This is a genomic window from Halomonas colorata, assembly GCF_014897985.1.
Taxonomy (GTDB): domain Bacteria; phylum Pseudomonadota; class Gammaproteobacteria; order Pseudomonadales; family Halomonadaceae; genus Vreelandella; species Vreelandella colorata.
In genome coordinates this window covers 106,904-130,191 of sequence record NZ_JABUZA010000005.1, presented here as the reverse complement: position 1 = coordinate 130,191, position 23,288 = coordinate 106,904, and the positions used below count along the sequence as shown (strand labels likewise).

The 23,288-nt window shown below is 52.9% G+C and carries 24 protein-coding genes and 1 riboswitch; of the genes, 8 read left to right on the top strand and 16 right to left on the bottom strand.

Annotation, left to right across the window (positions count from 1 at the left end):
- Positions 1–89 precede the first annotated feature (89 nt).
- On the bottom strand, positions 90–1,151 hold the full coding sequence (locus INT33_RS04510; protein ID WP_192536907.1) for an NAD(P)-dependent alcohol dehydrogenase: 1,062 nt from the start codon (positions 1,149–1,151) through the stop codon (positions 90–92).
- A gap of 204 nt (positions 1,152–1,355) precedes the next feature.
- Between INT33_RS04510 and INT33_RS04505 the strand changes: the two genes are divergently transcribed.
- A complete protein-coding gene (locus tag INT33_RS04505; protein ID WP_192536906.1) occupies positions 1,356–2,249 on the top strand; it encodes an AraC family transcriptional regulator in 894 nt (297 codons plus the stop codon).
- 33 nt (positions 2,250–2,282) lie between these two features.
- On the opposite strand, the gene INT33_RS04500 is transcribed toward INT33_RS04505, so the two are convergent.
- Entirely contained in the window at positions 2,283–2,708 is a 426-nt protein-coding gene (locus tag INT33_RS04500; RefSeq protein ID WP_192536905.1) for a VOC family protein, read from the bottom strand.
- 134 nt (positions 2,709–2,842) lie between these two features.
- On the opposite strand from INT33_RS04500, the gene INT33_RS04495 reads away from it, so the two are divergent.
- The gene (locus INT33_RS04495; protein WP_192536904.1) at positions 2,843–3,718 is read left to right on the top strand and encodes a LysR substrate-binding domain-containing protein; all 876 of its coding nucleotides are present in this window, start codon (positions 2,843–2,845) and stop codon (positions 3,716–3,718) included.
- Between the two features lie 94 nt (positions 3,719–3,812).
- On the opposite strand, the gene mqo is transcribed toward INT33_RS04495, so the two are convergent.
- Complete coding sequence (gene mqo / locus INT33_RS04490; RefSeq protein WP_192536903.1) at positions 3,813–5,516, bottom strand: malate dehydrogenase (quinone); 1,704 nt, start codon at positions 5,514–5,516, stop codon at positions 3,813–3,815.
- Between the two features lie 143 nt (positions 5,517–5,659).
- Here mqo and INT33_RS04485 point away from each other — a divergent pair, with 143 nt between their 5' ends.
- A complete protein-coding gene (locus INT33_RS04485; protein WP_192536902.1) occupies positions 5,660–5,878 on the top strand; it encodes a DUF3820 family protein in 219 nt (72 codons plus the stop codon).
- Between the two features lie 2 nt (positions 5,879–5,880).
- On the opposite strand, the gene INT33_RS04480 is transcribed toward INT33_RS04485, so the two are convergent.
- The 7 genes from INT33_RS04480 to INT33_RS04450 all read right to left on the bottom strand — a co-directional run bounded on the left by INT33_RS04480 (position 5,881) and on the right by INT33_RS04450 (position 11,937).
- Positions 5,881–6,222, bottom strand: coding sequence for a hypothetical protein (locus INT33_RS04480; RefSeq protein WP_193091235.1), 342 nt, complete (start codon positions 6,220–6,222; stop codon positions 5,881–5,883).
- Positions 6,223–6,386: 164 nt separating this feature from the next.
- Positions 6,387–6,749: a ribbon-helix-helix domain-containing protein gene (locus tag INT33_RS04475; protein WP_193091234.1), complete on the bottom strand. Its 363-nt coding sequence runs from the start codon at positions 6,747–6,749 to the stop codon at positions 6,387–6,389.
- 146 nt (positions 6,750–6,895) lie between these two features.
- A complete protein-coding gene (locus tag INT33_RS04470; RefSeq protein WP_018916588.1) occupies positions 6,896–7,465 on the bottom strand; it encodes a DJ-1/PfpI family protein in 570 nt (189 codons plus the stop codon).
- Positions 7,466–7,590: 125 nt separating this feature from the next.
- Positions 7,591–8,094 (bottom strand): metallophosphoesterase family protein, encoded by a 504-nt coding sequence (locus INT33_RS04465; RefSeq protein ID WP_193091233.1) that lies wholly within the window; start codon positions 8,092–8,094, stop codon positions 7,591–7,593.
- Positions 8,078–8,707, bottom strand: a complete 630-nt coding sequence (locus INT33_RS04460; protein WP_193091232.1) for an SDR family oxidoreductase — start codon at positions 8,705–8,707, stop codon at positions 8,078–8,080. The genes INT33_RS04465 and INT33_RS04460 overlap by 17 nt, the downstream gene beginning before the upstream one ends.
- Positions 8,708–8,836: 129 nt before the next feature.
- Positions 8,837–10,942 carry a methyl-accepting chemotaxis protein gene (locus tag INT33_RS04455; RefSeq protein ID WP_193091231.1) on the bottom strand — a complete coding sequence of 702 codons (2,106 nt, stop codon included), beginning with the start codon at positions 10,940–10,942 and terminating at the stop codon, positions 8,837–8,839.
- Between the two features lie 380 nt (positions 10,943–11,322).
- Complete coding sequence (locus INT33_RS04450) at positions 11,323–11,937, bottom strand: flavin reductase family protein (protein ID WP_192536896.1); 615 nt, start codon at positions 11,935–11,937, stop codon at positions 11,323–11,325.
- A gap of 102 nt (positions 11,938–12,039) precedes the next feature.
- On the opposite strand from INT33_RS04450, the gene INT33_RS04445 reads away from it, so the two are divergent.
- The 3 genes from INT33_RS04445 (at position 12,040) to INT33_RS04435 (ending at position 13,687) form a co-directional block, all read left to right on the top strand.
- A complete protein-coding gene (locus INT33_RS04445) occupies positions 12,040–12,987 on the top strand; it encodes a D-2-hydroxyacid dehydrogenase family protein (RefSeq protein WP_193091230.1) in 948 nt (315 codons plus the stop codon).
- Positions 12,988–13,058: 71 nt separating this feature from the next.
- A complete protein-coding gene (gene arfB, locus INT33_RS04440; RefSeq protein WP_192536894.1) occupies positions 13,059–13,475 on the top strand; it encodes an alternative ribosome rescue aminoacyl-tRNA hydrolase ArfB in 417 nt (138 codons plus the stop codon).
- Between the two features lie 26 nt (positions 13,476–13,501).
- Positions 13,502–13,687 (top strand): DUF1289 domain-containing protein, encoded by a 186-nt coding sequence (locus INT33_RS04435; protein WP_192536893.1) that lies wholly within the window; start codon positions 13,502–13,504, stop codon positions 13,685–13,687.
- Here INT33_RS04435 and INT33_RS04430 read toward each other — a convergent pair.
- The 5 genes from INT33_RS04430 to INT33_RS04410 all read right to left on the bottom strand — a co-directional run bounded on the left by INT33_RS04430 (position 13,684) and on the right by INT33_RS04410 (position 19,918).
- On the bottom strand, positions 13,684–14,739 hold the full coding sequence (locus INT33_RS04430; RefSeq protein ID WP_193091229.1) for a proline racemase family protein: 1,056 nt from the start codon (positions 14,737–14,739) through the stop codon (positions 13,684–13,686). The two genes, INT33_RS04435 and INT33_RS04430, sit on opposite strands and share 4 nt — an antisense overlap.
- On the bottom strand, positions 14,736–15,914 hold the full coding sequence (locus tag INT33_RS04425) for an alcohol dehydrogenase catalytic domain-containing protein (RefSeq protein WP_193091228.1): 1,179 nt from the start codon (positions 15,912–15,914) through the stop codon (positions 14,736–14,738). The genes INT33_RS04430 and INT33_RS04425 overlap by 4 nt, the downstream gene beginning before the upstream one ends.
- 81 nt (positions 15,915–15,995) lie before the next feature.
- A complete protein-coding gene (gene corA / locus INT33_RS04420) occupies positions 15,996–16,964 on the bottom strand; it encodes a magnesium/cobalt transporter CorA (RefSeq protein WP_192536890.1) in 969 nt (322 codons plus the stop codon).
- Between the two features lie 109 nt (positions 16,965–17,073).
- Complete coding sequence (locus INT33_RS04415) at positions 17,074–18,477, bottom strand: sensor domain-containing diguanylate cyclase (RefSeq protein ID WP_193091227.1); 1,404 nt, start codon at positions 18,475–18,477, stop codon at positions 17,074–17,076.
- A 55-nt stretch (positions 18,478–18,532) separates the two neighbouring features.
- Positions 18,533–19,918 (bottom strand): SLC5/6 family protein, encoded by a 1,386-nt coding sequence (locus INT33_RS04410; protein ID WP_193091226.1) that lies wholly within the window; start codon positions 19,916–19,918, stop codon positions 18,533–18,535.
- Positions 19,908–20,010, bottom strand: a riboswitch (TPP riboswitch). Its footprint overlaps the gene before it by 11 nt.
- A gap of 289 nt (positions 20,011–20,299) precedes the next feature.
- On the opposite strand from INT33_RS04410, the gene INT33_RS04405 reads away from it, so the two are divergent.
- Positions 20,300–20,992, top strand: a complete 693-nt coding sequence (locus INT33_RS04405; RefSeq protein ID WP_192536887.1) for a hypothetical protein — start codon at positions 20,300–20,302, stop codon at positions 20,990–20,992.
- A gap of 131 nt (positions 20,993–21,123) precedes the next feature.
- Here INT33_RS04405 and INT33_RS04400 read toward each other — a convergent pair whose 3' ends face one another.
- Positions 21,124–22,623, bottom strand: coding sequence for a CoA-acylating methylmalonate-semialdehyde dehydrogenase (locus tag INT33_RS04400; protein ID WP_192536886.1), 1,500 nt, complete (start codon positions 22,621–22,623; stop codon positions 21,124–21,126).
- A gap of 227 nt (positions 22,624–22,850) precedes the next feature.
- Between INT33_RS04400 and INT33_RS04395 the strand changes: the two genes are divergently transcribed.
- Positions 22,851–23,240: a hypothetical protein gene (locus INT33_RS04395; RefSeq protein WP_192536885.1), complete on the top strand. Its 390-nt coding sequence runs from the start codon at positions 22,851–22,853 to the stop codon at positions 23,238–23,240.
- The last annotated feature ends 48 nt before the right edge of the window (positions 23,241–23,288 follow it).

The window sequence follows — 23,288 nt, the reverse complement described above, 5'->3', positions numbered from 1 at the left end:
ACCTATGTATAACGCGAGGACATAAAAAAGCCCACCGCAGCAAAAGCCCCGATGGGTGGTTAACACTCCTAATCGTTACTCACTTTCCGTTAGTCGGCAGAGTCCTTTAGCGTGGCCATGTCAATCACAAAACGATAGCGCACGTCGCCTTTCTCCATACGCTCGAAGCCTTCATTGATGTTATTGATATTCAGCATCTCGATATCACAGGTAATTCCCTTCTCAGCGCATAGCGCGAGCAGTTCCTCGGTCTCAGCAATACCGCCAATCAAGGAGCCAGCTACTACTCTGCGCTTGAGCACTAGGTTGAAGGCTTCAATAGCTGGTTCAATCGGCTCTAAAAGACCGACAATAATATGCGTGCCGTCGTATTTGAGTGATGCAAGGTAAGGATTCAAGTCATGCTGGACCGGCACGGTATCCAGCATGAAATCAAAACTTTCCGCGACAGCCTCCATCTGGGACGTGTCGCTTGAAACAACGACGTGGTCAGCGCCATTGCGCTTGGCCTCTTCTACCTTGGCATCTGAGCGGGTAAATACGGTAACTTCAGCACCCAACGCTTTGGCCAGTTTGACGCCCATGTGGCCTAGACCACCCATGCCGATAACGCCCACCTTGTGGCCTTTGCCTACACCGTAATGTTTGAGTGGCGAATAAGTGGTAATACCAGCACAAAGGATGGGCGCCGCAGAAGCCAGATCAATGCCGTCCGGCATCTTCATTACAAAGTGTTCGCTAACCACGATAGCATCTGAATAGCCGCCCTGAGTAATAGTGCTATCCTGCCGATCTAGGCTGCCGTAGGTCATGGTAAACCCTTCCAGACAGTACTGTTCCACGCCATCTTTGCACGCGCTGCAGGTCTGACAGGAGTCGACCATGCAGCCGACACCTACCAGGTCGCCTTCCTTGAAGCGGCTCACCTTGTGGCCTACTGCAGTGACACGGCCCACGATTTCATGGCCGGGCACAACCGGGTACTGACTCATGCCCCAATCGTTACGGGCAAAGTGCAGGTCGCTGTGACAAACCCCACAGTAAAGAATCTCAATGGCGACATCATCAGCACGCGGCTGACGACGCTCAAATGAAAAAGGCGCTAACGGTTTATCCGCCGCAAAGGCAGCGTAGGATTTGGCTTGGCTCATCAGATAAAACTCCTTAAATCGGTGATCCTCTTGACCACGAGGACGCCTGACTATTATTCGCCGATTGAGCAGCAATAACGATGAGCGAAGCTCCGTATTTTTTGCCTATTCCTCCATATAATTGTGATAAAATAACAAAAAATGGCCGATATTTGACATTATTATCTTAAGCTGCCCATTTTCAAACATTTCTGGCAGGTCTTCATGAGCACGCTGTTACCTACCTACCCGCCCTTGGCACGCATTATTGCAACGCTAACCAAGGCAGACGGCATCACCCAGACGCGCTTATCCGGCGTCTCACTGCTGTGTCTGGGGCGCCATCAAGCGCGCACTCCGTTACTGTACGAGCCCAGTCTGACCGTTATTGCTCTGGGCCGAAAAGTGGGCTATCTGGGCGATCGTGAAATTCACTATAACCCCGGGCAATACTTGGTACAGACCCTACCGCTGCCGTTTGAGTGTGAAACCTATGGTTCACCCGAAGCGCCACTGCTGGGTATTTCGGTAAAGTTGGATCCGGCGCTGTTAAGCGAAATGGTCATGGCCATGGGCGATATCAGCGCACCGACTATTTCCCCAAAACCCATGGCGTCGGTTGCCATGACATCAGGCATGCAGGAGGCGGTGGATCGGCTAGCCGTTACACTGACGTGCGCAACAGAATGCGCCATCATGGGAGCAGCACGCATTCGTGAAGTGGTTTTCGAGGCGCTGAAAGGGGAGCAAGGGCCAGCGCTTAGAGCACTAGTAAACGGACAGGGGCACTACTCACGAATAGTGCAGGTGTTGTCGAGGCTTCACGTAAGTTTCGCTGATGAGTTTAAGGTCGAGCAGTTAGCCCAGCAGGCCAGTATGAGCGTTTCGACGTTTCATCACTATTTCAAGCAGATTACTCGCGCTTCCCCTGCCCAGTATCTGAAGCGGCTGCGGCTAATAAAAGCTCAGCAGCTTCTGTCGCAGCAGGGGCATAACGTCAATCAGGCGGCATTGGCGGTGGGCTATCGTAGCGTGCCGCAATTCAGCCGCGACTATAAACGCTACTTTGGCGAATCTCCCCTGCAACATCGCCGCCAGGAGCAAATGCTGCAGGGGTAATTATCACTTACTTGGCCAGATTACGTGGCAAACTCACTTGGCAAAGATTTGGCTCTTGTCCTTGAATGCCTTGAACTCTAACGCGTTACCGCATGGGTCGAGCAAGAACATGGTGGCCTGCTCACCCACTTGGCCTTTAAAGCGCACGTAGGGCTCAATTACGAAAACGGTATTATGTGCCTTCAAGCGCTCGGCAAGCTCCTCCCACTCATCCCACTCTAGAATCACCCCAAAATGCGGCACCGGAACGTCGTGGCCATCTACCGGGTTGGTATGAGCGTTTTCTTGGCTGGGCGTTTTAGGATGCCCGTGAATCACAAGCTGGTGACCAAAGAAATTGAAGTCGACCCAGTTGTCACTGGAGCGCCCTTCTTCTAAGCCGAAAACGTCGTTGTAAAAAGCCCGAGCTAGCGCCACATCGTAAACCGGGATGGCAAGATGGAAAGGGGAAAGGCTCATAGTGGTCTCCTGTTAGCTATCGTTTTGTAAGGCGTGGCGCAAACAAAGTGCCAACCTGTATTAGTCATCCTAGGCCGCGCGATATAAAAATAAAATCAATATCTTTTTCATTAATTCACAAATATTATTTATCAATGATACGAGAATTGAAAACCTTAACGGCCGTTGCTCAAGAAGGCACCTTTGCCTCGGCAGGCCAAAAGATCGGCTTGACGCAAGCAGCCGTCAGCGCACAGATGAAGCGACTAGAAGAACAGCTGGGCGTTACCCTGTTTGCCCGAAAAGGCCGCGCGGCGGTATTAACGGCGCAAGGCCAGGAAGTACTTCAACAGGCACATACCCTATTAGCCCTTTACCGGACGCTTGGCGAAGCCAATGCCGATAAACCTGCCAGAACGCCGGTGAACATAGGCGCTATCGCCTCCATTCAGCGCTCGCTACTGCCCAGTGCCCTGGCTCGCTTTCACCGTGCCTATCCAGACTGTCGGAGCCGCGTGCTGCCGGGGCTTTCCATGGCACTGGTCAATCAGGTGGATGCAGGTGAGCTTGATATGGCGGCCATTATTCGGCCGTTTTTCTCGCTGCACAGCGATTTACGCTGGACACCGCTTGCCCATGAACCTTATCGGCTGATAGTCCCGACTTCTGTTGAAGGTGATGACTGGCGCGAGCTGCTGACCCGAGAACCTTTTGTGCGTTATGACCGCACCTCGTTTGGTGGCCGCCAGGTCGACCGCTTTTTACGCGCCCAGCATTGCCACGTGCGTGAGCTGTGTGAGGTGGATGAACTGGACACTATTATTCAACTGGTTGCCAACGGCGTGGGTATTGCCCTGGTGCCGGAGGTAGCCGCATTGCAGCCTTGGCCGCCAGCGGTGCGCGCCATCTCGCTAGGTGAACATACGTTTCATCGCGATGTAGGGTTGATTCATCGTGCCAGTAGCCAGCTGAGTGCCCCAGCCCGCGCCCTTGCCCAACTGATTTGTGAAGCCGCCAATTGTGATTATTGAAGCCAAAAAAACGCTAGCCCCTTGAAAGGGGCTAGCGTTATCGAGCGCACCTGATATGGCACGTTAGTGCATTCAGGTTTGAGTTGGCAAAACCTTACAGAGCAACTTCTTGTATTTCGGCGTCCTGCTCTTCGCTTTGTGTATCAACGTTTTCGTCAGCGCTGCTTTCTTCACCGGCATCAGCGGCTTCTGATTCAGGCTGTACGTTTTCAACTTCCGTTTGAACGTCTGTGTCTGTTTCAGCAGCATTCATCGGCTCATTCAGCTTAAGCGCTTCTGCCGTATATACACGCATTTCACGCAGCAGCTCTGGGTTTTCGGAAAGGCGCTGGCCGTAGGAAGGCACGATCTGGGTCAGTTTTTCCTGCCACTCGTCGCTTTGTACCTGCTCAGCGAACACGTTTTCCAGCAAATGCAGCATGATGGGCGGCGCGGTAGAGGCACCGGGTGAAGCACCCAGAAGTGCGGCAATAGAGCCGTCTTCAGAGCTTACCACTTCGGTACCAAACTGCAGGAGTCCGCCACGCTCAGGGTCATCCTTGATGATCTGAACCCGCTGGCCAGCAGTCCACAGCTCCCAATCATCGCTGTTCGCTTCGGGGTAAAAATCCTGCAGTGCTTCAAAGCGGTCATCATCTGACATCATTACCTGGCCCACCAGGTAGCGCACCAGGTTGAAATTGTGCATTCCTACCTGAGTTGTCGGCCAGATATTATCAAACGTCATGGAGCCAAATAGGTCAGTCCACGAGCCTTCTTTCAGAAACTTGCTCGAGAAAGTCGCAAACGGGCCATAGAACAGCGCTGGCTTGCCATCCAGGTTACGGAAGTCTAGGTGCGGCACCGACATTGGCGGAGAGCCTTCGCCCGCTTTGGCGTATACCTTGATCTGATGTTGAGACACAACGTCAGGATTGGTGGTGTACAGGAACTGACCGCCCACCGGGAAGCCGGCATAGGCATTCGCTTCCGGAATACCAGATTCCTGAAGTAGCGGCAGCGCGGCACCGCCAGCCCCAATAAACACAAACCGGGCGTCAACGGTGGATTCATCACCGCTTTCCAGGTTTTTAATCGTCACATGCCAGGTATCGTCGTCATTGCGTTCAAGGCCGCGCACTTCACTGTTAAGCGAGAGGGTGAAGTTATCGCTATCACCCAAGCCTTCAATCATCTGGCGAGCCTGGGCACCATAGTTAACTTCTGTACCCATCTGCATGCGGGTCGCGGCAACCGGCTCGTTGTCATCACGACCGACCATGACAAGCGGCATCCACTCAGCGATCTCCTGGCGATCTTCCGAGTATTCCATGCCTTCATATAGCGGGTTTTCAGTCATGCGTGCATAACGTTCGCGCAGGAAAGCGACATCGTCTTGCCCCCACACCAACGCGTGATGCGGTACCGAATTAATAAAGGCTTTGGGGTCGCTAAGAATCCCTTGGTCAACCTGATGGGCCCAGAACTGACGGGAAATTTCAAACTGTTCGGTAACATTAACCGCGCGCTCAATTTCAACGTGCTCGCCATCACCCGGCGTATAATTCATTTCCATAAAGGCAGAGTGGCCGCTGCCTGCGTTATTCCAGGCGTTGGAACTTTCTTCAGCAACCTGACTCAGGCGTTCGTAAAGATAGATATCCCAATCAGGTTCTAATTCTTGAAGATAGGTACCTAGTGTGGCGCTCATGATACCGCCACCAATTAATACAACATCAACAGGCTCATCAGCCGAAACGGGCATCGCTGCCATCGCCAGAAGCGGTGTGCAGAGTAAAAAACTAAAACGTTTGTGCATGTCATATCCAGACGATACATAAGTAACTTACCGAAGCTATAATCGCCCGGCATCGAGGGGGGTATAATTTGTCGACTAAAGTCTAACAAAATTACGTCTTTTCGGAAACCAGCGCGGTAGATAAGCACAGAGGAAACAAAGATATGAGGCCTGAAGACCTTGAAAAACTGGTCACCCGTACGATGCCATTCGGCAAACACCAGGGCTGGCTGATTGCCGATCTGCCGGGGCCCTATCTTAACTGGTTTGCGCGGGAGGGATTTCCATCGGGAGAAATTGGCCAGCTGCTGCAACTAATGCAGGAGATTGACCATAACGGGCTGAGCGACTTGCTTGATCCGTTACGCAAGCCATCTAAATAAGATTATGCGTTTGAACGCGATGCCAACGCCTGCTGATATTCAGCGCGATAAGCCTCCGTATGCTGTATGGGGTGAGCAGGAAAGCGCCCCAACGCGACGGCTTGCTCAAAGAACCCAGCGGCGGGCATATTTTCGCCCCGGCGGCTGACCACCAATGCAGCGATAAATGGCCGATGAGAAGCGGCATCGTCGCGCATAAGCTGTTCCAACGCCTGCGTTACCCGCTGAATAGTACGAGGAGGCGTCAAGCCCAATGCCGCCGCCACTTGTTGATAAGTCATCGGTAATGTTTTTTCCGGTGCCGTGGCGAGTAATTGACGCACGGCAGTGGCAACATCTGTCATAAAAGTCCTGTTAATGACTGTCTTGAGTACTGTTTCAAGTACTGTTTCAAGTACTGTCTCAAGTACCGTCTCAAGTACTGTTTCAAGTACCGTCTCCGCCACTATCTTTATCGCTACCCATCGGTGCCTTAATGTTGCTCATTATAACTCTGAGGCGGTAAGGATTAGTGAACCTGGCTGCGCCTGGATCGACTTTCACGAATGAGTATTTCCTCGGCATCCAGAGTCGCAATCGGTACCTCATGCTGAGCGGGAATGTCTCCCGATAGTTGAAGCGCCTGGTAACGCAGCGCGCACACGCGTAAAAACGAGGTGAAATTACCCAGGTCGTGTCCGGCATCGATAGATTCATGATATAGGCGAGTAATCAGTTGAGCCGTATTCATACCATCACGCGTGGCGATCTCTTCCAGAATGAGCCAGAAGTAGTGCTCCATTCGCACGCTCGTCACCATGCCATCAATACGCAGTGAATGCGTCGCGCTGGACCACAGCTCAGGATTGGCGTGAATAAAGAGTTTGCACATGGGTGTGATCTCTTAACGTTCAGATAAGTCGTTAGCATAGCGGGCAACGACGCTACGCGCCTAATGTCTGTAGATGCATGTCTGTAGATGCATGTCGGTTAGGCGCGCAGGCTTCGCTTTATATGATTATGCTAACGACCCAGTGCTCACTTGTTTAGCAGCGCCATAAATTGAGCAAGCCAAGCCGGGTGTGCTGGCCAAGCGGGCGCCGTTACCAGGTTGCCATCGGTTACCGCATCACTTACGTCGATGCTGGCGAAATGCCCGCCCGCAAGCTCAACTTCTGGCTGGCAAGCGGGGTATGCAGAACACTGCCTTCCTTCGAGCACTTTTGCAGCGGCTAACAGTTGTGCGCCGTGGCAAATCGCGGCGACAGGCTTGTTGGCTTCAAAAAAGTGCCGAACCATCGTCAACACATCTTGATTCAAACGTAGGTATTCCGGAGCACGCCCACCGGGTACCACCAGGGCATCATAATCAGCGGGATCGATACGCTCAAAATCGGCATTGAGCGCAAATCGGTGACCAGGTTTTTCAGAATAGGTTTGATCACCTTCGAAATCATGAATCGCCGTCGCCACGGTGTCACCCGATGCCTTGCCAGGGCAAACAGCATCTACCTGATGGCCAACTGCCATTAATGCCTGGAAAGGAACCATGGTTTCGTAATCTTCAGTAAAGTCGCCAGTAATCATCAAGATACGCTTGCTGCTCATCTCCGCACTCCTTATTGTTTTATCATCGAGCACACGCTGAGTGTGTAACACAAGCCTAACAAGCGCTTTTACTTCAGGGGTAGTACGTCATTACTACACTGTTTTTTATGACCAAGAACGCGCCTTCAAAGCGGTAAGTGAATAATCGCGCGCTTTATCTGGTGCTCTTCAAGCCATAATTTGCCAAGCGTAATAGGTAGTTTAAAGCGACGCTTGCCCGCCGCGCCGGGGTTAAATAGCAGGCGATCCTCTTGCCACTCGTTACGCGGCTTGTGAGAGTGGCCATGCAAAACCACATCACAAGGCGTCGCTTCATCGAAATCGATAAGGCGATGTACCAGATGCAGCCGCCAACCATTTACGTCAAGCGAATGGGTTAGCGGCAATGACTCGGCCCATGGAGCGGTATCGATGTTGCCCTTAACCACAAACAGCGGCGCTATTTGCTCAAGGCGATCAAGAATGGACTGATCTTCCGGCTTTTGGCCGACATCGCCTAAATGAAGAATGAGCCCACACCCCGTTAAGTAAGTGAGGGCTTCATCGCGTAGCAACCCATGCGTGTCGGCAATCACGCCGACAGGCGCATCGAGCGTCAATAAGGGCTCGGGTTTAGTGCACGAGGTCACTAATGGATTCCTTACCGTTCAAGAGTGTGAACTCCTTATCTTTCAACGTAGGTGTTTTCACAACGTGCAGTAAGGCATGAGCAACATCTGCCCGGGTAATGGATTGTTCAGGAGATGCCTGCATCGTTCCGGCAAATCCGTGCGTTGCCTTCTCATCAGTCAAGGGGCCTGGCTTGAGGATGACGTGGGGAACTTTGGCAAAGCGTAGGTGGCTATCCGCGGCAAACTTGGCAGCCATGTAAGGGCGCATCTTTTCGGGTGCATCCAAAGGGCGCTCTGCGCGAATAGCGCTCACCATAATATAGCGATCAAGCCCTTTTTCACTGGCAATATCGGCGGCTCGAATAGCACCAAACAGATCGATCATGAGCGTTTTATCCGGGCCGGTGTGTGGCCCAGAACCGGCGGTGAAAACCACCTGATCGCAGCCTTCAAAGGCATGTTCAAGCTCACCTTCAAGGTCGGCGATCACCGTTTCGATGCCGCGTTCAGTAAACCAGGCAGCTTGCTCATCCTTGCGCACCATGGCCTTGATCGGCACATCAGCCTGTTTGGCCAGCTCGCAAAACTGTTTACCGATCTGCCCGTTGGCGCCAATCACTAATGTCGTCATTTCACTTCCTTGATTTGGATGACTGTCTCTTGATGGGTGCAGGCACCTCGGCTATAAATCAACCCCTAAAACGCAACACAGCGAACGTGCCTAAGACACGTTCGCTGAAAGAAAGCACGGCGGCGATGGTTAGGTTAACTGCATCGGTGCCTTATGTTGCGGTAATGAAAGTGCATTTTGCCCAACGCTGTCGCTAACCCTGAAGCGGCTAACCAGCGTATGCATATCACCGGCACGCTCATCAAGCTCCTGGCTCGCGCTTGAAGCATCCTGCACTAAGCGAGCGTTCTGGTGGGTTACCTGATCTAGCTGGGAAATCGCCTGGTTGATCTGCTCGATCCCCGTAGACTGCTCTTGCGTTGCGTCGGCGATCTCGGTCACGTAGCGCGTGACTTCAGAGAGACTATCGATAATTTCCTGAAGGTGCGTGCTGGAGGCATTTACCAACTCCTCACCCTCGCTGACCTTGGCCACGCTATCATCGACCAGATGCCGGATTTGCGCCGCCTCATCCGCACTGCGCCCGGCAAGTTTACGCACTTCCTGGGCCACTACCGCAAAGCCACGCCCCTGTTCGCCTGCACGAGCGGCCTCTACGGAGGCATTTAGCGCCAGTAAGTTGGTCTGGAAGGCAATATCGTCAATGGCTTTAATGATTGAGGTGATTTTCTCGCTCGCTTCGCGAATGTCACTCATCGCGGCTGTAGTGCGCTTGGCGACATCTCCTGCCGAGCGGGCTCGCTGATCAACACTGCCACTGGCGTCTTTGGCCTGGTATGCGTAATCGGCGGTTTGCTTCACTGTCGAGGTAATTTGCTCAAGGCTAGACGCTGTTTCCGCAAGCGAAGCGGACTGCTGGTCGGTACGCTGGGAGAGGTTTTCATTGCCGCTGGCAATCTGTCGGCTACTCGCAGCAATGGCCTCAGCGCTTTCCCGAATCTGCGCGACCATACCTTCGAACGTATCCATCATCCGGTTAAAGGCCTGAGCGGTTTGGCCCACTTCATCATTGCGCTGTAACATCAGGCGCTGTGAAAGGTCGGCATTTTCACCGGCGGCACCGCTAATATTTTCCATCTGACGACGCATGGCGACCAGCGGGCCTAGAACACGTACCAGCGTACGCCAGCCAAAGATGGCCAGTAGCGTAACAACTCCAAGCGTTACGCCAATCAGCAGCGTCAAACCGGTAGCTGCTAAGGCTTCAGCCCGGTTAACGGCACTATCCGCCTGAGCAACGGCGTAGTTTTCTACCTCGCCTAGCGCTTGCTGCATTGCTTGCATAGCGCTTGCGACATTCGTAAGCGCTATCTGAACCTGCTCACTGAGCTCCAGCTGCTGCTCACGCAGCATAGACACCGACATGGGGCCGGTTATCATGATGCTTTCAAGCTCGTCGACCACCTCAGACAGCGCAGTGACCATACGCGCCTGATTTCTATCGGAATTAGGCGCATCGAGAATAGCGGATAATGAACTACGCACCTGGCTAAACTGCGTTTCAATAAACTGCTGACGTAACATGGAAAGCATCCCGCTATTGGACGCCTGTACCATTTGATGGCCATATCCTGCCAACATCGCCAGTGCCGTACGTACATCGGCACTATAACGCCCTATATTGGCGCCCTGAACAAACAAACCATCCAGAATCGTTGTGGGTAGCGTGGTCATGTCATCTTCACGCCACGCCTCCATAAGGTCCCTTTGATCACGCTGATAGCGCTGCTGATTAAGCACCGAAACGTTAGCGATCTCTTCCGCGCTACTCATGGCGCTACTCACAAACATTTCCATGTTGCCCAGCTGGGCGTCCATTTCCGATTTCAGATTAAGCTCAACCTGACGCACCATTTCAAGCTCAGCATCACCGTCCAATAGCGCATTATAATGACTATCGAGGGTTGCCAGCTGCGCTTGAGCCCCGTCCTCTTTCAGCGCTTCGCGTGCATCCATAAAACGTTGATTAAGTGTCTCTTCAGACACGACGTTTTCCAGTGCAGACTCATCTTCTGCAGCGAGCAGCTCACTATGGCGTTGGCCAAAAGCGGCCATGGTCAGTACCAAACGGCGGCTGGCATCCTGAAGGGGAAGCACCTCATCGGTAATAGTGTGCTGGGAGTTGATAAGCCGCTGATTGGTAAACCAACCGGTAGCAGCAAGCGCAACCGCGCCCAGCATTGCCATGATGAAAAGGCTGATTAACATGGCGCGGATACTGAAAGTCTTTTTCATTATGGGTGTTCGCTTGTGTCAGAAGTTATACAGGTAACGTCTGCTTTTTTTTGAAAAAGCACCTCTAATAAGGCGGCTAAGGATAACCGCTTAGGGCAAGGGTTAGGTATTCATTTTCCAAAAAAATCGATATAAATGACGACCTTGAGCGCCATTACAACGCTCTTTCCAAAAACGGATATCACGCTACTAGTATCGGCAGGGGGTAGTTTAACTAAAGCTTATTTATACTTAAGTTAGCGATTGCTTTATAAGAATTGTATTGAAAGCGTTTCTGACCTAAGCACCAGGCAGTTCTGGCCCGAGACATAGAACCTGATATAGAAACGGATATAGAACCTGAAATAGCTTCAGACATAGCTCAGTGCAGGCTTGCTAGATTAAGCCGGGCGCTCAATAGCAAAGCGGTCGGTTGCACGAGCGTAGTCACTACCCGCTAGCCGGCCAATAGGCTTGAGTAAATCGATATCTACATGACGGCCATCCCATACGGCGTCATCGATATGAATAGACACTATCTGCGCCAACACCAGCGTACCCGCCAAAGGCTGGTCGCCAAAGCGAATCAACTCATAGAGCTTGCAACCAAAGGCAACTGGGGATGCTGCGATACGCGGCACTGAAACGCCTGACATTGGCGCTTTCTCAAGCCCTGCAAGCGTAAACTCATCTTCCTCTCTGGGCAGGCTGGCACTAGTTGTGTTCAGCGCTTCGATCAGCGCTTCACTACCAATATGCACCACGCATTCCGGCAATTCCTCTAGATTGCGAATTGTATCTTTCGGCTGCCCGCTGCCATCTAGAAGTGGCGAAAAAGCCAAGACAGGCGGGGTCACGCTTGCCACATTGAAAAACGAAAAGGGCGCAAGATTGTCCTTCCCACTGGTACCTTGAGTGGCTACCCACGCAATCGGGCGTGGGCAGATACTTCCTGAGAGCAGGCGATAAATAATCCCAGCGCTTAACGGAGAATCCTCTAATAAATAGTCGCTCATTCATTGCTCCTTGATTGCCAAACGTAAGGGTAGTATCACTTTATAACAGCACGCTATCGGCGCTGCGTTTATGATGATGTTACACCGACCAAGGACCTGCCAATGAAGATCGTGATTGCCGATGATTATCAGGACTGTGTGCGTCACCTTAATGCCTTTGCTGCACTGAGCAGGCATGACGTAACGGTTTATCACGATACGCTGACCGATCTGGAGGCGCTAGTCGAACGCTTTCAGACAGCAGATGCGTTAGTACTCATCCGTGAGCGTACTCCTATCACTGCAGAGCTCCTGGAACGCTTACCCAACTTAAAAGTGATTAGCCAAACCGGCGGCGGCGCAGCCCATGTGGATCTCAAGGCCTGCCAGCGCCGTGGCATCACGGTAATGGCGGGTAAAGGCTCACCCTACGCGGCAGCTGAATTGACTTGGGGGCTGATCCTATCAGCCATGCGTCACATACCTGAAGAAGTAGCCAACCTTAAAGCTGGCCACTGGCAGCAAACGCTAGGTACCGGGCTGAAGGGACGCACATTGGGGATTTTCGGTTTCGGAAAAATAGGCAGCCTAGTGGCCCGCTACGCCCAGGCATTCGAGATGAACGTGCTGGTATGGGGCCGCGAAAGCACTCAGGCACGCGCGCTTGAGGCGGGTTTAACGGTTGCCGAGAGCCAGGATGATCTTTTTCAACGCGCCGATGTGCTGAGCTTACACCTGCGCCTGAATGATGAGACCCGCGGTATAGTCACTGCACATCACCTTGCCCGCATGAACCCCACCGCCCTTCTGGTCAACACCAGCCGCGCACCGTTAATTGCCCCAGGCGCTTTGGTCAGTGCCCTAAAGGCAGGCAGGCCCGGGCGTGCGGCGGTCGATGTTTTCGACAGTGAACCCACGCATGATGATCCGCTCATTCAACTGCCCAATTGCCTGGCGACCCCTCACGTGGGTTATGTCGAAAAAGATAGCTATGAGCTTTATTTCGGCGATGCCTTTGCAAATTTAAATGCCTTTATTAGCGGTGAGCCGGTCACTAACCTCGCCTCTTGACCCCCGCGGTTGCACGCTCCTCTGTGTTAACTGTGCTAGCCTTATAACTCACGTGTGACACAGAGGACTGGATGCTCACTATTTCCAACCATGTTGCCCTCGCCGACTGGGAAATCGATATTAGCCAAATCCGAGCCCAGGGTGCTGGTGGCCAGAATGTCAACAAAGTGGCGTCAGCGGTGCATTTACGCTTTGATATTTTACGCTCTACGCTGCCTGCGTTTTATAAAGAACGTTTGATGGCGCTTAATGATCAGCGCATCAGTAAAGAGGGCGTGGTAATTATCAAGGCGCAAAGCTATCGCACGCTGGAGCTTAATAAAGAAGACGCCCTTACGCGCTTGAAAGAACTGATCATCAGTGCGACCAAGCAGCAGAAAGTACGCCGTCCTACTAAGCCGACAAAAGGCTCCCAGCGACGCCGTGTTGACCATAAAACCCGCAAAGGCAAAATCAAATCGCTACGTGGTAAGGTTTCCACTTCATAAGCGTTACACAGTATATTGAGCCTCGCATGACAATTGTTTCCCGACCGCTTTCCCCCTGCATTCAGCACTGCCAGTTAGACCCGGCAAACACATGTCAGGGTTGTGGACGCACGCTGGATGAAATTGCCTATTGGAGCCAAATGACCGAGGCCGAAAAGGCCCCGGTATGGGAGCGCTTAGAAGCGAAGGGGTATATAGCGAGCCGAGGCTAGCTACCCGACTTAGCGGCATGGCGGTCGCTCAAAATATGGTGCAACTCACCACAGGCCACCAGCGGGTCATCACAGTTAATCACGATATCCGACTGAGCAAGCACGTAGCTGCGTCCGGTAATTGTGTTTTCAACGACCTGATACGCGCCTTCCTGATGCGTTCCGGTAAACGTACCAATAAATCCGGTTTCACGCAGCGACACTGTTTCAAGCTTATCGCCTACGTTGAGGCGGCCTTCATAGTTCATCAGCGCTAAACGGGCGGAAGTACCCGTCCCGGTGGTACTGCGGCAAATCACGCCTGGGTGCACGTAGGTTGTTGAGCGCGAGCGAAAATAGCCCTCACCCACCTGCTCTTCAGGCCCCATAAAGTGCAAAAACGGTAGCGGGCCGACATCGCCCAGCGTGTAGTGTGAAAAACCGCGCTGGGCTTGCAGTGCTTCCACGATTTTATGCGCGCAGGCTGAAAGTGCCTGCTCTTCTTCGCGAATCAGCTTAAAGCCAAGCTCGGTGGCGTCCACTAGCGCGTAAAAGCCGCCACTATAGGCAATGGAGTACGTCACTGCGCCGATACCCGGCACCTGAATCGTATCGCGGTAGGTATCAATATAGCTTGGCAGGCCTTCGCAGGTAACCGACTCCACCACCCCGTTATGCACGCGCGCCTCTATGTGTACCAGGCCTGCCGGCGCTTCCAGAGCAAAGCGCTGGATACCTTCCTGCTTGGGCACGATGCCAGCCTCAAGCACGGCGGTAGCAGTACATAACGTGTTGGAGCCTGAATAGATCGGATAGCCCATCACTTCCATAATAATGTAGCCCACCGCTGCCTCAGGATGTGTAGCGGGTACCAGCAGATCGACCGACATTTCTGGAATACCGTAAGGTTCTTCCAACAGCAGCCTGCGCAGGCCATCGGCATCGTCGCGCAGGTACTCCATTTGTTCCCGTACGGTCGCCCCCGGCAGGGCATCAATCCCTCCCGTTACAATCCGGCTAACATCGCCGCCTGCATGGGTATCCATCAATTGAAGTGTATGGATATTTTTCAAGGGCGTTGCTCCTGAGCGTTCGTTAGGGCAAAAGGAGCGCCATGGGCGTCCCACTGCGCATCGGGCACGATGACGATCTTACCGAGATAATTGCTGCCTCGATTAACAAAATAGCGTTCGGCGGCATGCAGCTCTGAAAGCTTGAAAGCGGCGTGAAGGACCGGCTTGAGCTCACCATGGCGAATCCAATCAATAAGCTGTTCGGCTTCTTCCCGGGTACCGTGAGAAACGCCAAATATCTGGACCTGATAAAGGTAAATACGCGTCCACATGATTTCGCTAAGGTTACCGCCACTCGCGCCTGCAATTGAAAGACGTGGGTAGGTTTGGCGGCTCTGCATATCGACAATCATGGTGTCGATAAACAAATCGGTCATATCACCACCGACTAAATCCATCACCGCGTCAATCGGCTTACCGCTGGTAGTGGCCAGCACCCGATCCACAAACGTAGGCAGGTCGCCGCGGTCAATCACCGCTTCGGCGCCTAGCGCCAGCAGCGCATCGGCTTTATCGGGCTGGCTAACCGCATAGGGAATGGCCCCGACAATACGGCAAAGCTGAATCAATGCGGTGCCCACACCGCCACTTGCACCGCTTACCAGCACGCGCTCGCCCGCTTCGACCTGGGCCGATGTCATCATGTGATAGGCCGTCTGGTAGGAGCACATGCCCATGGACGCAAGCTCGGCGTCATGCAGTTTAGGATTAACGACATGGTGAAACTGGTCTGACGGTACGGCAACATATTCAGCGTAGCCGCCGTCAGCACCATGGCCATAGTAATCCGGGGTCAGGTTGATGTCCCGACGCTCATCGGCATAGATATTGAAATCAAGCAGACCCCGCTGACCGATTCGCCCGGCATCCACGCCTTCGCCCACTGCCACAATCCGCCCCGCCACGTCAGCCCCCTGAATGCGCGGGAAGGTTAACGTGGGTGTACCGCCCATAGCGAAAGAAGTAACGTCGCCCTTCTCCTTGGTGGGATAAAGGCCTTCGCGGGCTTTGCGGTCGGTATTGTTTTTCGCAGTCGCCGTTATCTGAACCAGAACATCACCCGGCCCAGGCTTGGGAGTCTCGACGTCTTCTCGGTAATGCAGCTCTTCAATGCCACCATGCCCAGTCAAGAGCATGGCAGCCATCGTGGTAGGAACAGCAGCAGATTCAGTCATTGGGCAGGCTCCCTAATGCAAAGGAATAAGGTAACTGCTCGACCATAACAAACTCTGGCCGCTGCTTAAAAGCCTACTGAACTAGAACCAGCCTCTTCGCTTGAATAGCCAAATCAGCACCACAGCCATCCCGACCATGGCGCCCCATACAAAGAAGTAGCCGTAGCGATAGCCCAGTTCCGGCATGTACTCAAAGTTCATCCCGTAGATACCGGCAATAAACGTTAAGGGGACAAAAATCGCGGTAATCACCGTTAGAACACGCATGGTGATATTAAGCTGGTGCGATGAAATGGAAATATAGCCGTCGACCAAATCGCCGCAAATGTCGTAATACATCTGAGTCAGCGTATAAAGCCGTTCAAAACGTTCGGCCACATCGTTAATGGCATGCAGCGTTTCGCTTTCTTCGCGGGGAAGATGCTGATAGTCGTAGGCCGTTAACTCTTGGGTAATCCCTTTATGATAGTTAAACACGCGGCGCATTTTGACCAATCGAGAACGATAAGTAGTAATCTTACGCATTAATACGTCGTTACCGTTTGCGAGCAGCTCATCCTCTAAATCGCTCAGTTCCGACTCAAACTCAAGCAGACTATCGATATAGTAGCCGGCTGAGGTATACATGATTTTTAACGCTACCTGCTCAGGCGACTTGGCTAAGAGTGCCTTACCATGCTCTTTTAACAATCGCTCAACGCTCATGGCAAGGCCTGAATGTAGCGTGACTAAAAAGCGCTCGCCGATAAAAAAGCACACCTGCTGAGGGACAAAATTAAGCTGGGCATCAAATGAAGAGATACCCCGGTAGACAATCAGCGTGTGATTATCGAATTCTTCGATTTTAGGCGGCAGGCGCTCTTTATGAGCATCCTGTATCGCCAGTGGGTGACACTCAAATTTTTCCAGCAGGCGCTCGACCGTCTCTTCGTCTTCGCCCTGCATATCTATCCAAATGTGGCTATCGGGTATTGTTTGCCACGTCGCAAAGAGCTGCTCGTCGCCTTCGTAAGTGGTGCCATCGGGTGTTGTCACAATGCTGCGAATCATACTCTTCCTTGAATTCTTTAAAATAATACGCAGCTTACGCGATGCGTACCTTTGATATGCGTACCTTTGATATGCGTACCTTTGATATGCGTACCTTTGATATACGTAGCTATGATATGCATACCTGAGCTTTACCCGCGCGTTTTGCTTCATACATCGCAACATCGGCACGTTTAAGGAGTTCTTGCGCCGTTTCATCTGCGCCCGGCGTATAAACCGCAACGCCAATGCTAGTACTTACGGTTAACACGGCCTTACCAATGAGCAGCGGCTGTTCAATAGTATGAATGAGCTTTTGCGCTATAGGTTTGATCGCATCCAGCGCAACGCCCTCAAGCAGCAGAACAAACTCATCCCCGGCCCAACGTACAACAAAGTCGGTTTCCCGGGCAGAGGCCGTTAATCGCTTGGCTATTTCGCGTAGCAGCTCATCGCCAACCGCGTGGCCATAATTATCATTAACCTGCTTAAAACTATCCAGATCCATAAACAGTACGGCTAACGGCTTTTGTGAGCGTCGCACACGAGCCATAGCGTCAGGCAAGCGTTCGTCCAGCGCCCGGCGATTGGCCAACTTGGTTAGTACATCTTCGCGCGCCTGCTGGTCACGCAAGCGTTCAAGCTGCTGGCGTTCGCTGATATCGTGGATAAACAGACTACGCCACTGCCTACTGTGAAAAGAGAGCGATTTAAAGCGAATCTCAACCGGTAAGCGACTGCCATCTGATCGGTGTGCTAAATGAGTCACCGGTCCTTTTTCAGCCTCACAGGGTAAGCCATCAGGCAGTATAAGCTGGCTAATCGGCTTGCCCAATGCCTGCTCGCGCGACCAACCAAACATGGTGGTGGCAGCTAAATTCCAGTCCAATACGCAGTCGTTTGCATCAACGCTCACATAGGCGTCGTAAGCGGTTTCAATGACCAATTTAAGCTCATGTGTACGCTGTTCGATTTGCTGTTCAAGACTATGATGAAGTTTAATCAGGGCTTCCTGAGAGGCCTCTTTTTGTTTCTTCTCACGATTGAGTCGCTCACGCAGCTGGATTTCCTCAGTCACGATATCGGCAAGATCCTGCAACGTGGAAAAATCGCTTTTACTGAGTTTTCGTGGTTTGGTATCTATCGTACAGAGAGTGCCTAGCACCAGTCCCTTGGTGGTTTTTAGCGGTATTCCTGCGTAGAAACGTACCCCATTAGGCTTAGCCACCAGTGGGTTCTGCGCAAATCGGCTATCAAGACAGGCATCCTCAACGACCAAAGGGGCAGATTCGGCAACTGGGTAGGCGCAAAAAGCGATATCACGTGGCGTCTCAAGCACATCCAGACCAACACGTGATTTAAACCACTGGCGTTTGGCATCAATCAGGGTAATCGTGACACCAGGCACATTAAGCAGCCTCGCGGCAAGCCGGGTAATACGGTCAAACACTGGCTCGCTGGGCGTATCGAGCAGTTTAAGCTCGTAAAGCGCCTCTAGGCGTGCTTTCTCATCTGACGGTATAGGATAACTCATTTAATACTTCACCCAGGTCGGTAGGTGTTTTGTCCATCATAGCGTGAAATAATTTTCACTGCCCAACCGCCTTATTGCTCGTCACATACGCGAGCACCACGCTTACCGTAGTGGAAGCTAACAACGCTCCTAAAAACGGGCCGAGCGTGGGAACGCTATTGGGGAAGCTTGCAGCCATTATACCGGCACTTAGGCTTTCTTGACCTATCCATCCCGGCAAGATAGCGCCCATTAGTCCAGCCAAACCGCCACCAATAGCCGCAAGCGGCGTCATGCGTTGCCATAAACCGAGTAGAACAGGCACGACAATGGCGGCGCACAGTAAATCGGCAATTAAAAAAAGGCGTAGGATCGACAACCCCTGAAGCGCGACAATCACCACCGGCACCATAAGTAAGACGGTCATCCAACGCGTGAGAGTGATGGAAACACCAGGCTTTTCGCTGCGCGACACAATCAGCGAGGCAATACCACTTTGCAGCGTATCCACACTCGATGCCACCAGCGTGACCGCCAGCACCAGGGCTACCATGGCTACCCAAGAGGGCACGTTATTCAATAGCGCAAAAAAAGGCATCGGGGGCTCACCAAGCGCTATTCCACTCATGGCCGCCACCATGCCCAAACCGCCAATCACCATTACGATGATCACCGTGGCAATTCCGCCCATCCAGGCGCCCCGCCCCAGGCTTTGATTATCACGCGCAGCCCATACTCGCTGCCAATAGCCCTGGTGAAACAGGTTGGCCGCAGTGACCGCAATCACCAGCGTTAACGACACACTAAGTGCACTGGATGTGGGAATGGAGGGCAGCACCGCACCACTGGGCATTGCGGGCAGGTGCCACAGGGTGACGCTTGAAACGATCATCAACAGGGCAACCAGTAGCCACGCCTGCCAGCGGTCGGTCGCAAGGCTTGCGCGCAGCCCGCCGCTTACCGTGTAAAGTAGTGTAGCGAGGGTAACGCCAATGATCACCCAGTTCGGCGGCACGTCAGATAGCAGTGACGTAATCGCCCCAATGGCGGTTAATTCAGCGGCCAAAAAACACGCCATGTATACCACCGAAACCAGCGTTACCCAGTGGCGAACGCCCCGGCCATAGCAAGCGTCGGCAAACTCCGCGATGCTGCGTCCCTCGGGCAAAGCGCGGCGAATAGCCGGCCCATAGAGGCCAAGGACGATAAACGGAAGCGAAGAGCCAAGAGCGTAACCTGCCAGTGCCAACGGGCCGGCAAAGGCGCCAATTTCTGGCGGCGCAAATAATATCCATGCCCCCATCCCAGAGGCAACAAAAGAGAGCCCTAGCGTAGTGCTGGTTTGTGAGTTTCGCGCGGTGACATAGTCATCTAGTGAGCCTTTTCGCCCACGGGCTTTAAAGCCTAAAAATGCAAAGCAGCAGAGCGCCGCGCCTAGCATGGCTGACGTTAGGTATGGCATGTCGCACTTCCTCCGCCGGTTCTAACCGGATCAGGTTCCAGGGTCTGCAACAGCATTCTCAGCCACACAATGTGGCTCCCCTGGCGACAGTGAATTGAGAGCGTATCCTGATTGAAATTCAACGAACCGTCAAAACTGAGTGACAATGTTCCCCACTCGCGCCTGCGGCTATGTATGCTATGCGCTAAATAGCTAGAATGAAAAGGGCTTACTTCTCCTATTCATTCGCTACAACGTTGCTTAAACTAATAAAAATTTGGAGTATTACCTGCATAGCGGCGTTGCCGCATAAAACTGGCTTACTGCCGTTCGCGCCATAACAACCATCAATGCCAAAAGCGCCGTGTGAATATACCTATGGCGCGCGCATAGGAAATTGCCATGTCGTATACCGAAGCCAAAGAGCATACCCAAGGTCGGCTCCATACTCTATTTGCTGATCCTTATCGTGCATTTGAAAACAACACCGATGAGCGCCAGCTTCACGTTCGTGTAATGCTTTATATGCTGTTGGCGCGACCGATGGCACGCGGTGACATGACGCTTCGCGTCATTCATGGCTGGGAAAACGGTGGTTTTGAACCAGACGACCTACAGCATGCCGACTACGCTTTGCATGATCTGGCTGATTTTAAGCGGGTTGTAAAATACTTTGAGAAGGCCGCGCAACAAAATGTCCCTCTCCCGTCAGAAAACCCGACCGTTCTAGCAGACCCTCTCGCCCATGCTATCGCCGACGCCAAAGCTGAAGGGCAAATGCTTGCCGATGATATACGCACAATGCCAGCAAGCTGGCCCGCCTTTGAAGGCGGGCTCGCCCTTTATACGCTGTTTAAAATGTATCACCGCTTGGTATATGGGGAAGACGATGTCTACCGCTGCTCACAGTGCAAAACTCCGCACGGCCCCCGTGAAATCCATGAGTTTCATCTGGAAGAGGGTGAGTTTGCACTGTTGGTGCCGCTTAGCGGGCAGGTAAAAGCGTCGCCCTCGCTACTGGTTCTGCATGAGAGCCAGCTTAACCCCATTGAAAAGCTGCTTGAGGAAAGCTTCAACCTGCTGCAGGACTTTTAAGACACTCTATACCAGCACGGGCTCCTAAAAAGGAGCCCGTGATATCTAGTTAAACGCTGTCAGGCTTGGCTAAGCGTCAGCGCAATCATAAGCCCAAGCACAATGGCTTCTGACTTGATGAAACATAGCTTCTAGCTTAATGAGATAGTGCTATTGATGCCGCTGGAAACATTTTCAGGCTCAAACCAGCGCGCGGTTACTGTTTTGGTTTGTGTCCAAAACGCAATAGCCTGCTTACCGTTAGGCCCTAGATCGCCCAGTTTTGAGGCCCTTGAGCCGGTAAAGCTAAAATAAGCAACCGGCACCGGAATCGGCACGTTAATTCCCACCTGCCCCACATCAATATCCGTTTCAAAACGCCGCGCCACCCAGCCGGAGTTAGTGAAGATAGAAGTGCCGTTGCCGTTAGGGTTGGCATTGATAAACGCAATCGCCTCATCAAGCGTTTCCACATTGACTACGCAAAGTACGGGGCCAAAAATCTCTTCACGGTAAATGGTCATCTCCGCCGTCACGTCGGTAAAGAGCGTCGGTCCGACAAAGTTGCCCTTTGGGTAGCCCTCTACTTGGCAGTTGCGCCCATCAACCAGCAAATTGGCGCCTTCCTTTTCGCCCGCCTCAATTAAACGCAGCACACGATCCCTAGCAGCGGTTGATACGAGTGGCCCTAAATCGGCATCCTGCTGAGTGCCTGGGCCGACTTTCATCTGGCGCGCGGCTTCCACGATATCGTCAATCCACTGGCGCGCCTCACCGACCAGCACTAAGACGGAATTGGCCATACAGCGCTGTCCGGCGGCGCCAAACGCCGACCCCAGCAGGTTATTAATCGCCTGGCTGCGATTCGCATCAGGCATCACTACACAGTGATTTTTCGCGCCCATCATGGCTTGCATGCGCTTGCCTGCATCGCCCGCCCGCTTGTAAAGCAGCGACCCCACATGGGTTGAACCAATAAATGAAAGGGCTTTGATCGTTGGGTGATCAGCGATCTGATTGGCAACCTCGGGACCGCCATGCACGACGTTTAACACGCCCGGCGGCACCCCCGCTTCATGGGCCAACTCCACCAGACGCATGGTAGAGCTGGGATCCTGCTCGGAGGGTTTCAAGACAAACGTATTGCCCGTGGCAATGGCCAGCGGAAACATGAAGCAAGGCAGCATAATGGGGAAATTAAACGCGGTAATACCCGCACCGACACCTAGCGGCTGGTGAAGCGTATAGACATCTACTTCACTAGCGGCGTTTGCAGCCACTTCGCCTAGCTGAAGCGAGGTAATCGAGCAGGCATGCTCAACCACTTCTAACCCGCGCCCCACTTCGCCTTTAGCATCCGGTAGCGTCTTGCCATGCTCTTCGGTGATTAAAGCGGCCAGCTCATCGGTATTATCCCGAATCAACGCCTGTAGGGTCAGCATGATACGCATACGTTTGCCAAGCGGGACGTTGCGCCACTCTTTAAAGGCCTCCTGCGCACTGGCAATCGCGCGCTCTACCTCTTCTGCGGTACAAAAAGGTACCCGGGCCACCACTTCCTGAGTCGCTGGATTAACCACATCACGCCATTCCTGACTCTGTGACGGGACGGCCTGACCATCAATGATCATGGAAATTTCGCGAACGGCCATTGCGTTGCTCCTGTCTTATGATTGTTCGTTGTGGAGACAGTCATTATCACTGCCTTTGCGGTGTGAACAGGGTATAGCAGCAAGTTGACGTAAACGTCAATTAGCTATTAATGCAATTGCTGATTGGCAATGACACAGCACAAAAAGAAATCGTGAGCGTGCGCTTAACCGCTTGACCTGCCTTGCCAATAAAGGATGATAAAGCGTACGACGATGGAGATGGCGCTTTGCCTTATCAGAAACAAGCCTTCACTGCGGTGATTACCCACAAGCTGAGCCATGCCGGCCTGTGCATTCTGACCCTGCTGCTCTGGTGCGCCACTCCATCTTCTCCGGCCGCTATTGCTACCGGCGTCAACAGCTCATCCACGCATGCCGATCAGCGCGAAGCGCTGCTGCCGCTGGCCACACAGAGCCATTCATTACGAATTCGCGGCAGCAAGCCCCTGACCGCCGACACCAATGACGCGGAGACGGGCGATGCGGCCTTGCCTGCTTATGCAGCCCAGGTTGTCTTCGCCCGCTCAGGCAGTTGCACTCTGTCGCGTTCAATTACGCCACGGGCAGATAGCCTATCCATATGCCTTCCACCTAGCCGCGCGCCTCCGGCTGCCTAACCGATTAGGGTACTCTCAGAATTTCATTACTGCATGGCACCACGGTTT

Coding starts and splice junctions, on each gene's coding strand:
- INT33_RS04510 (WP_192536907.1), bottom strand. CDS start 1,151: ATGAGCCAAGCCAAATCCTACGCTGCCTTTGCGGCGGATAAACCGTTA.
- INT33_RS04505 (WP_192536906.1), top strand. CDS start 1,356: ATGAGCACGCTGTTACCTACCTACCCGCCCTTGGCACGCATTATTGCA.
- INT33_RS04500 (WP_192536905.1), bottom strand. CDS start 2,708: ATGAGCCTTTCCCCTTTCCATCTTGCCATCCCGGTTTACGATGTGGCG.
- INT33_RS04495 (WP_192536904.1), top strand. CDS start 2,843: ATGATACGAGAATTGAAAACCTTAACGGCCGTTGCTCAAGAAGGCACC.
- mqo (WP_192536903.1), bottom strand. CDS start 5,516: ATGCACAAACGTTTTAGTTTTTTACTCTGCACACCGCTTCTGGCGATG.
- INT33_RS04485 (WP_192536902.1), top strand. CDS start 5,660: ATGAGGCCTGAAGACCTTGAAAAACTGGTCACCCGTACGATGCCATTC.
- INT33_RS04480 (WP_193091235.1), bottom strand. CDS start 6,222: ATGACAGATGTTGCCACTGCCGTGCGTCAATTACTCGCCACGGCACCG.
- INT33_RS04475 (WP_193091234.1), bottom strand. CDS start 6,749: ATGTGCAAACTCTTTATTCACGCCAATCCTGAGCTGTGGTCCAGCGCG.
- INT33_RS04470 (WP_018916588.1), bottom strand. CDS start 7,465: ATGAGCAGCAAGCGTATCTTGATGATTACTGGCGACTTTACTGAAGAT.
- INT33_RS04460 (WP_193091232.1), bottom strand. CDS start 8,707: ATGACGACATTAGTGATTGGCGCCAACGGGCAGATCGGTAAACAGTTT.
- INT33_RS04455 (WP_193091231.1), bottom strand. CDS start 10,942: ATGAAAAAGACTTTCAGTATCCGCGCCATGTTAATCAGCCTTTTCATC.
- INT33_RS04450 (WP_192536896.1), bottom strand. CDS start 11,937: ATGAGCGACTATTTATTAGAGGATTCTCCGTTAAGCGCTGGGATTATT.
- INT33_RS04445 (WP_193091230.1), top strand. CDS start 12,040: ATGAAGATCGTGATTGCCGATGATTATCAGGACTGTGTGCGTCACCTT.
- arfB (WP_192536894.1), top strand. CDS start 13,059: ATGCTCACTATTTCCAACCATGTTGCCCTCGCCGACTGGGAAATCGAT.
- INT33_RS04435 (WP_192536893.1), top strand. CDS start 13,502: ATGACAATTGTTTCCCGACCGCTTTCCCCCTGCATTCAGCACTGCCAG.
- INT33_RS04425 (WP_193091228.1), bottom strand. CDS start 15,914: ATGACTGAATCTGCTGCTGTTCCTACCACGATGGCTGCCATGCTCTTG.
- corA (WP_192536890.1), bottom strand. CDS start 16,964: ATGATTCGCAGCATTGTGACAACACCCGATGGCACCACTTACGAAGGC.
- INT33_RS04415 (WP_193091227.1), bottom strand. CDS start 18,477: ATGAGTTATCCTATACCGTCAGATGAGAAAGCACGCCTAGAGGCGCTT.
- INT33_RS04410 (WP_193091226.1), bottom strand. CDS start 19,918: ATGCCATACCTAACGTCAGCCATGCTAGGCGCGGCGCTCTGCTGCTTT.
- INT33_RS04405 (WP_192536887.1), top strand. CDS start 20,300: ATGTCGTATACCGAAGCCAAAGAGCATACCCAAGGTCGGCTCCATACT.
- INT33_RS04400 (WP_192536886.1), bottom strand. CDS start 22,623: ATGGCCGTTCGCGAAATTTCCATGATCATTGATGGTCAGGCCGTCCCG.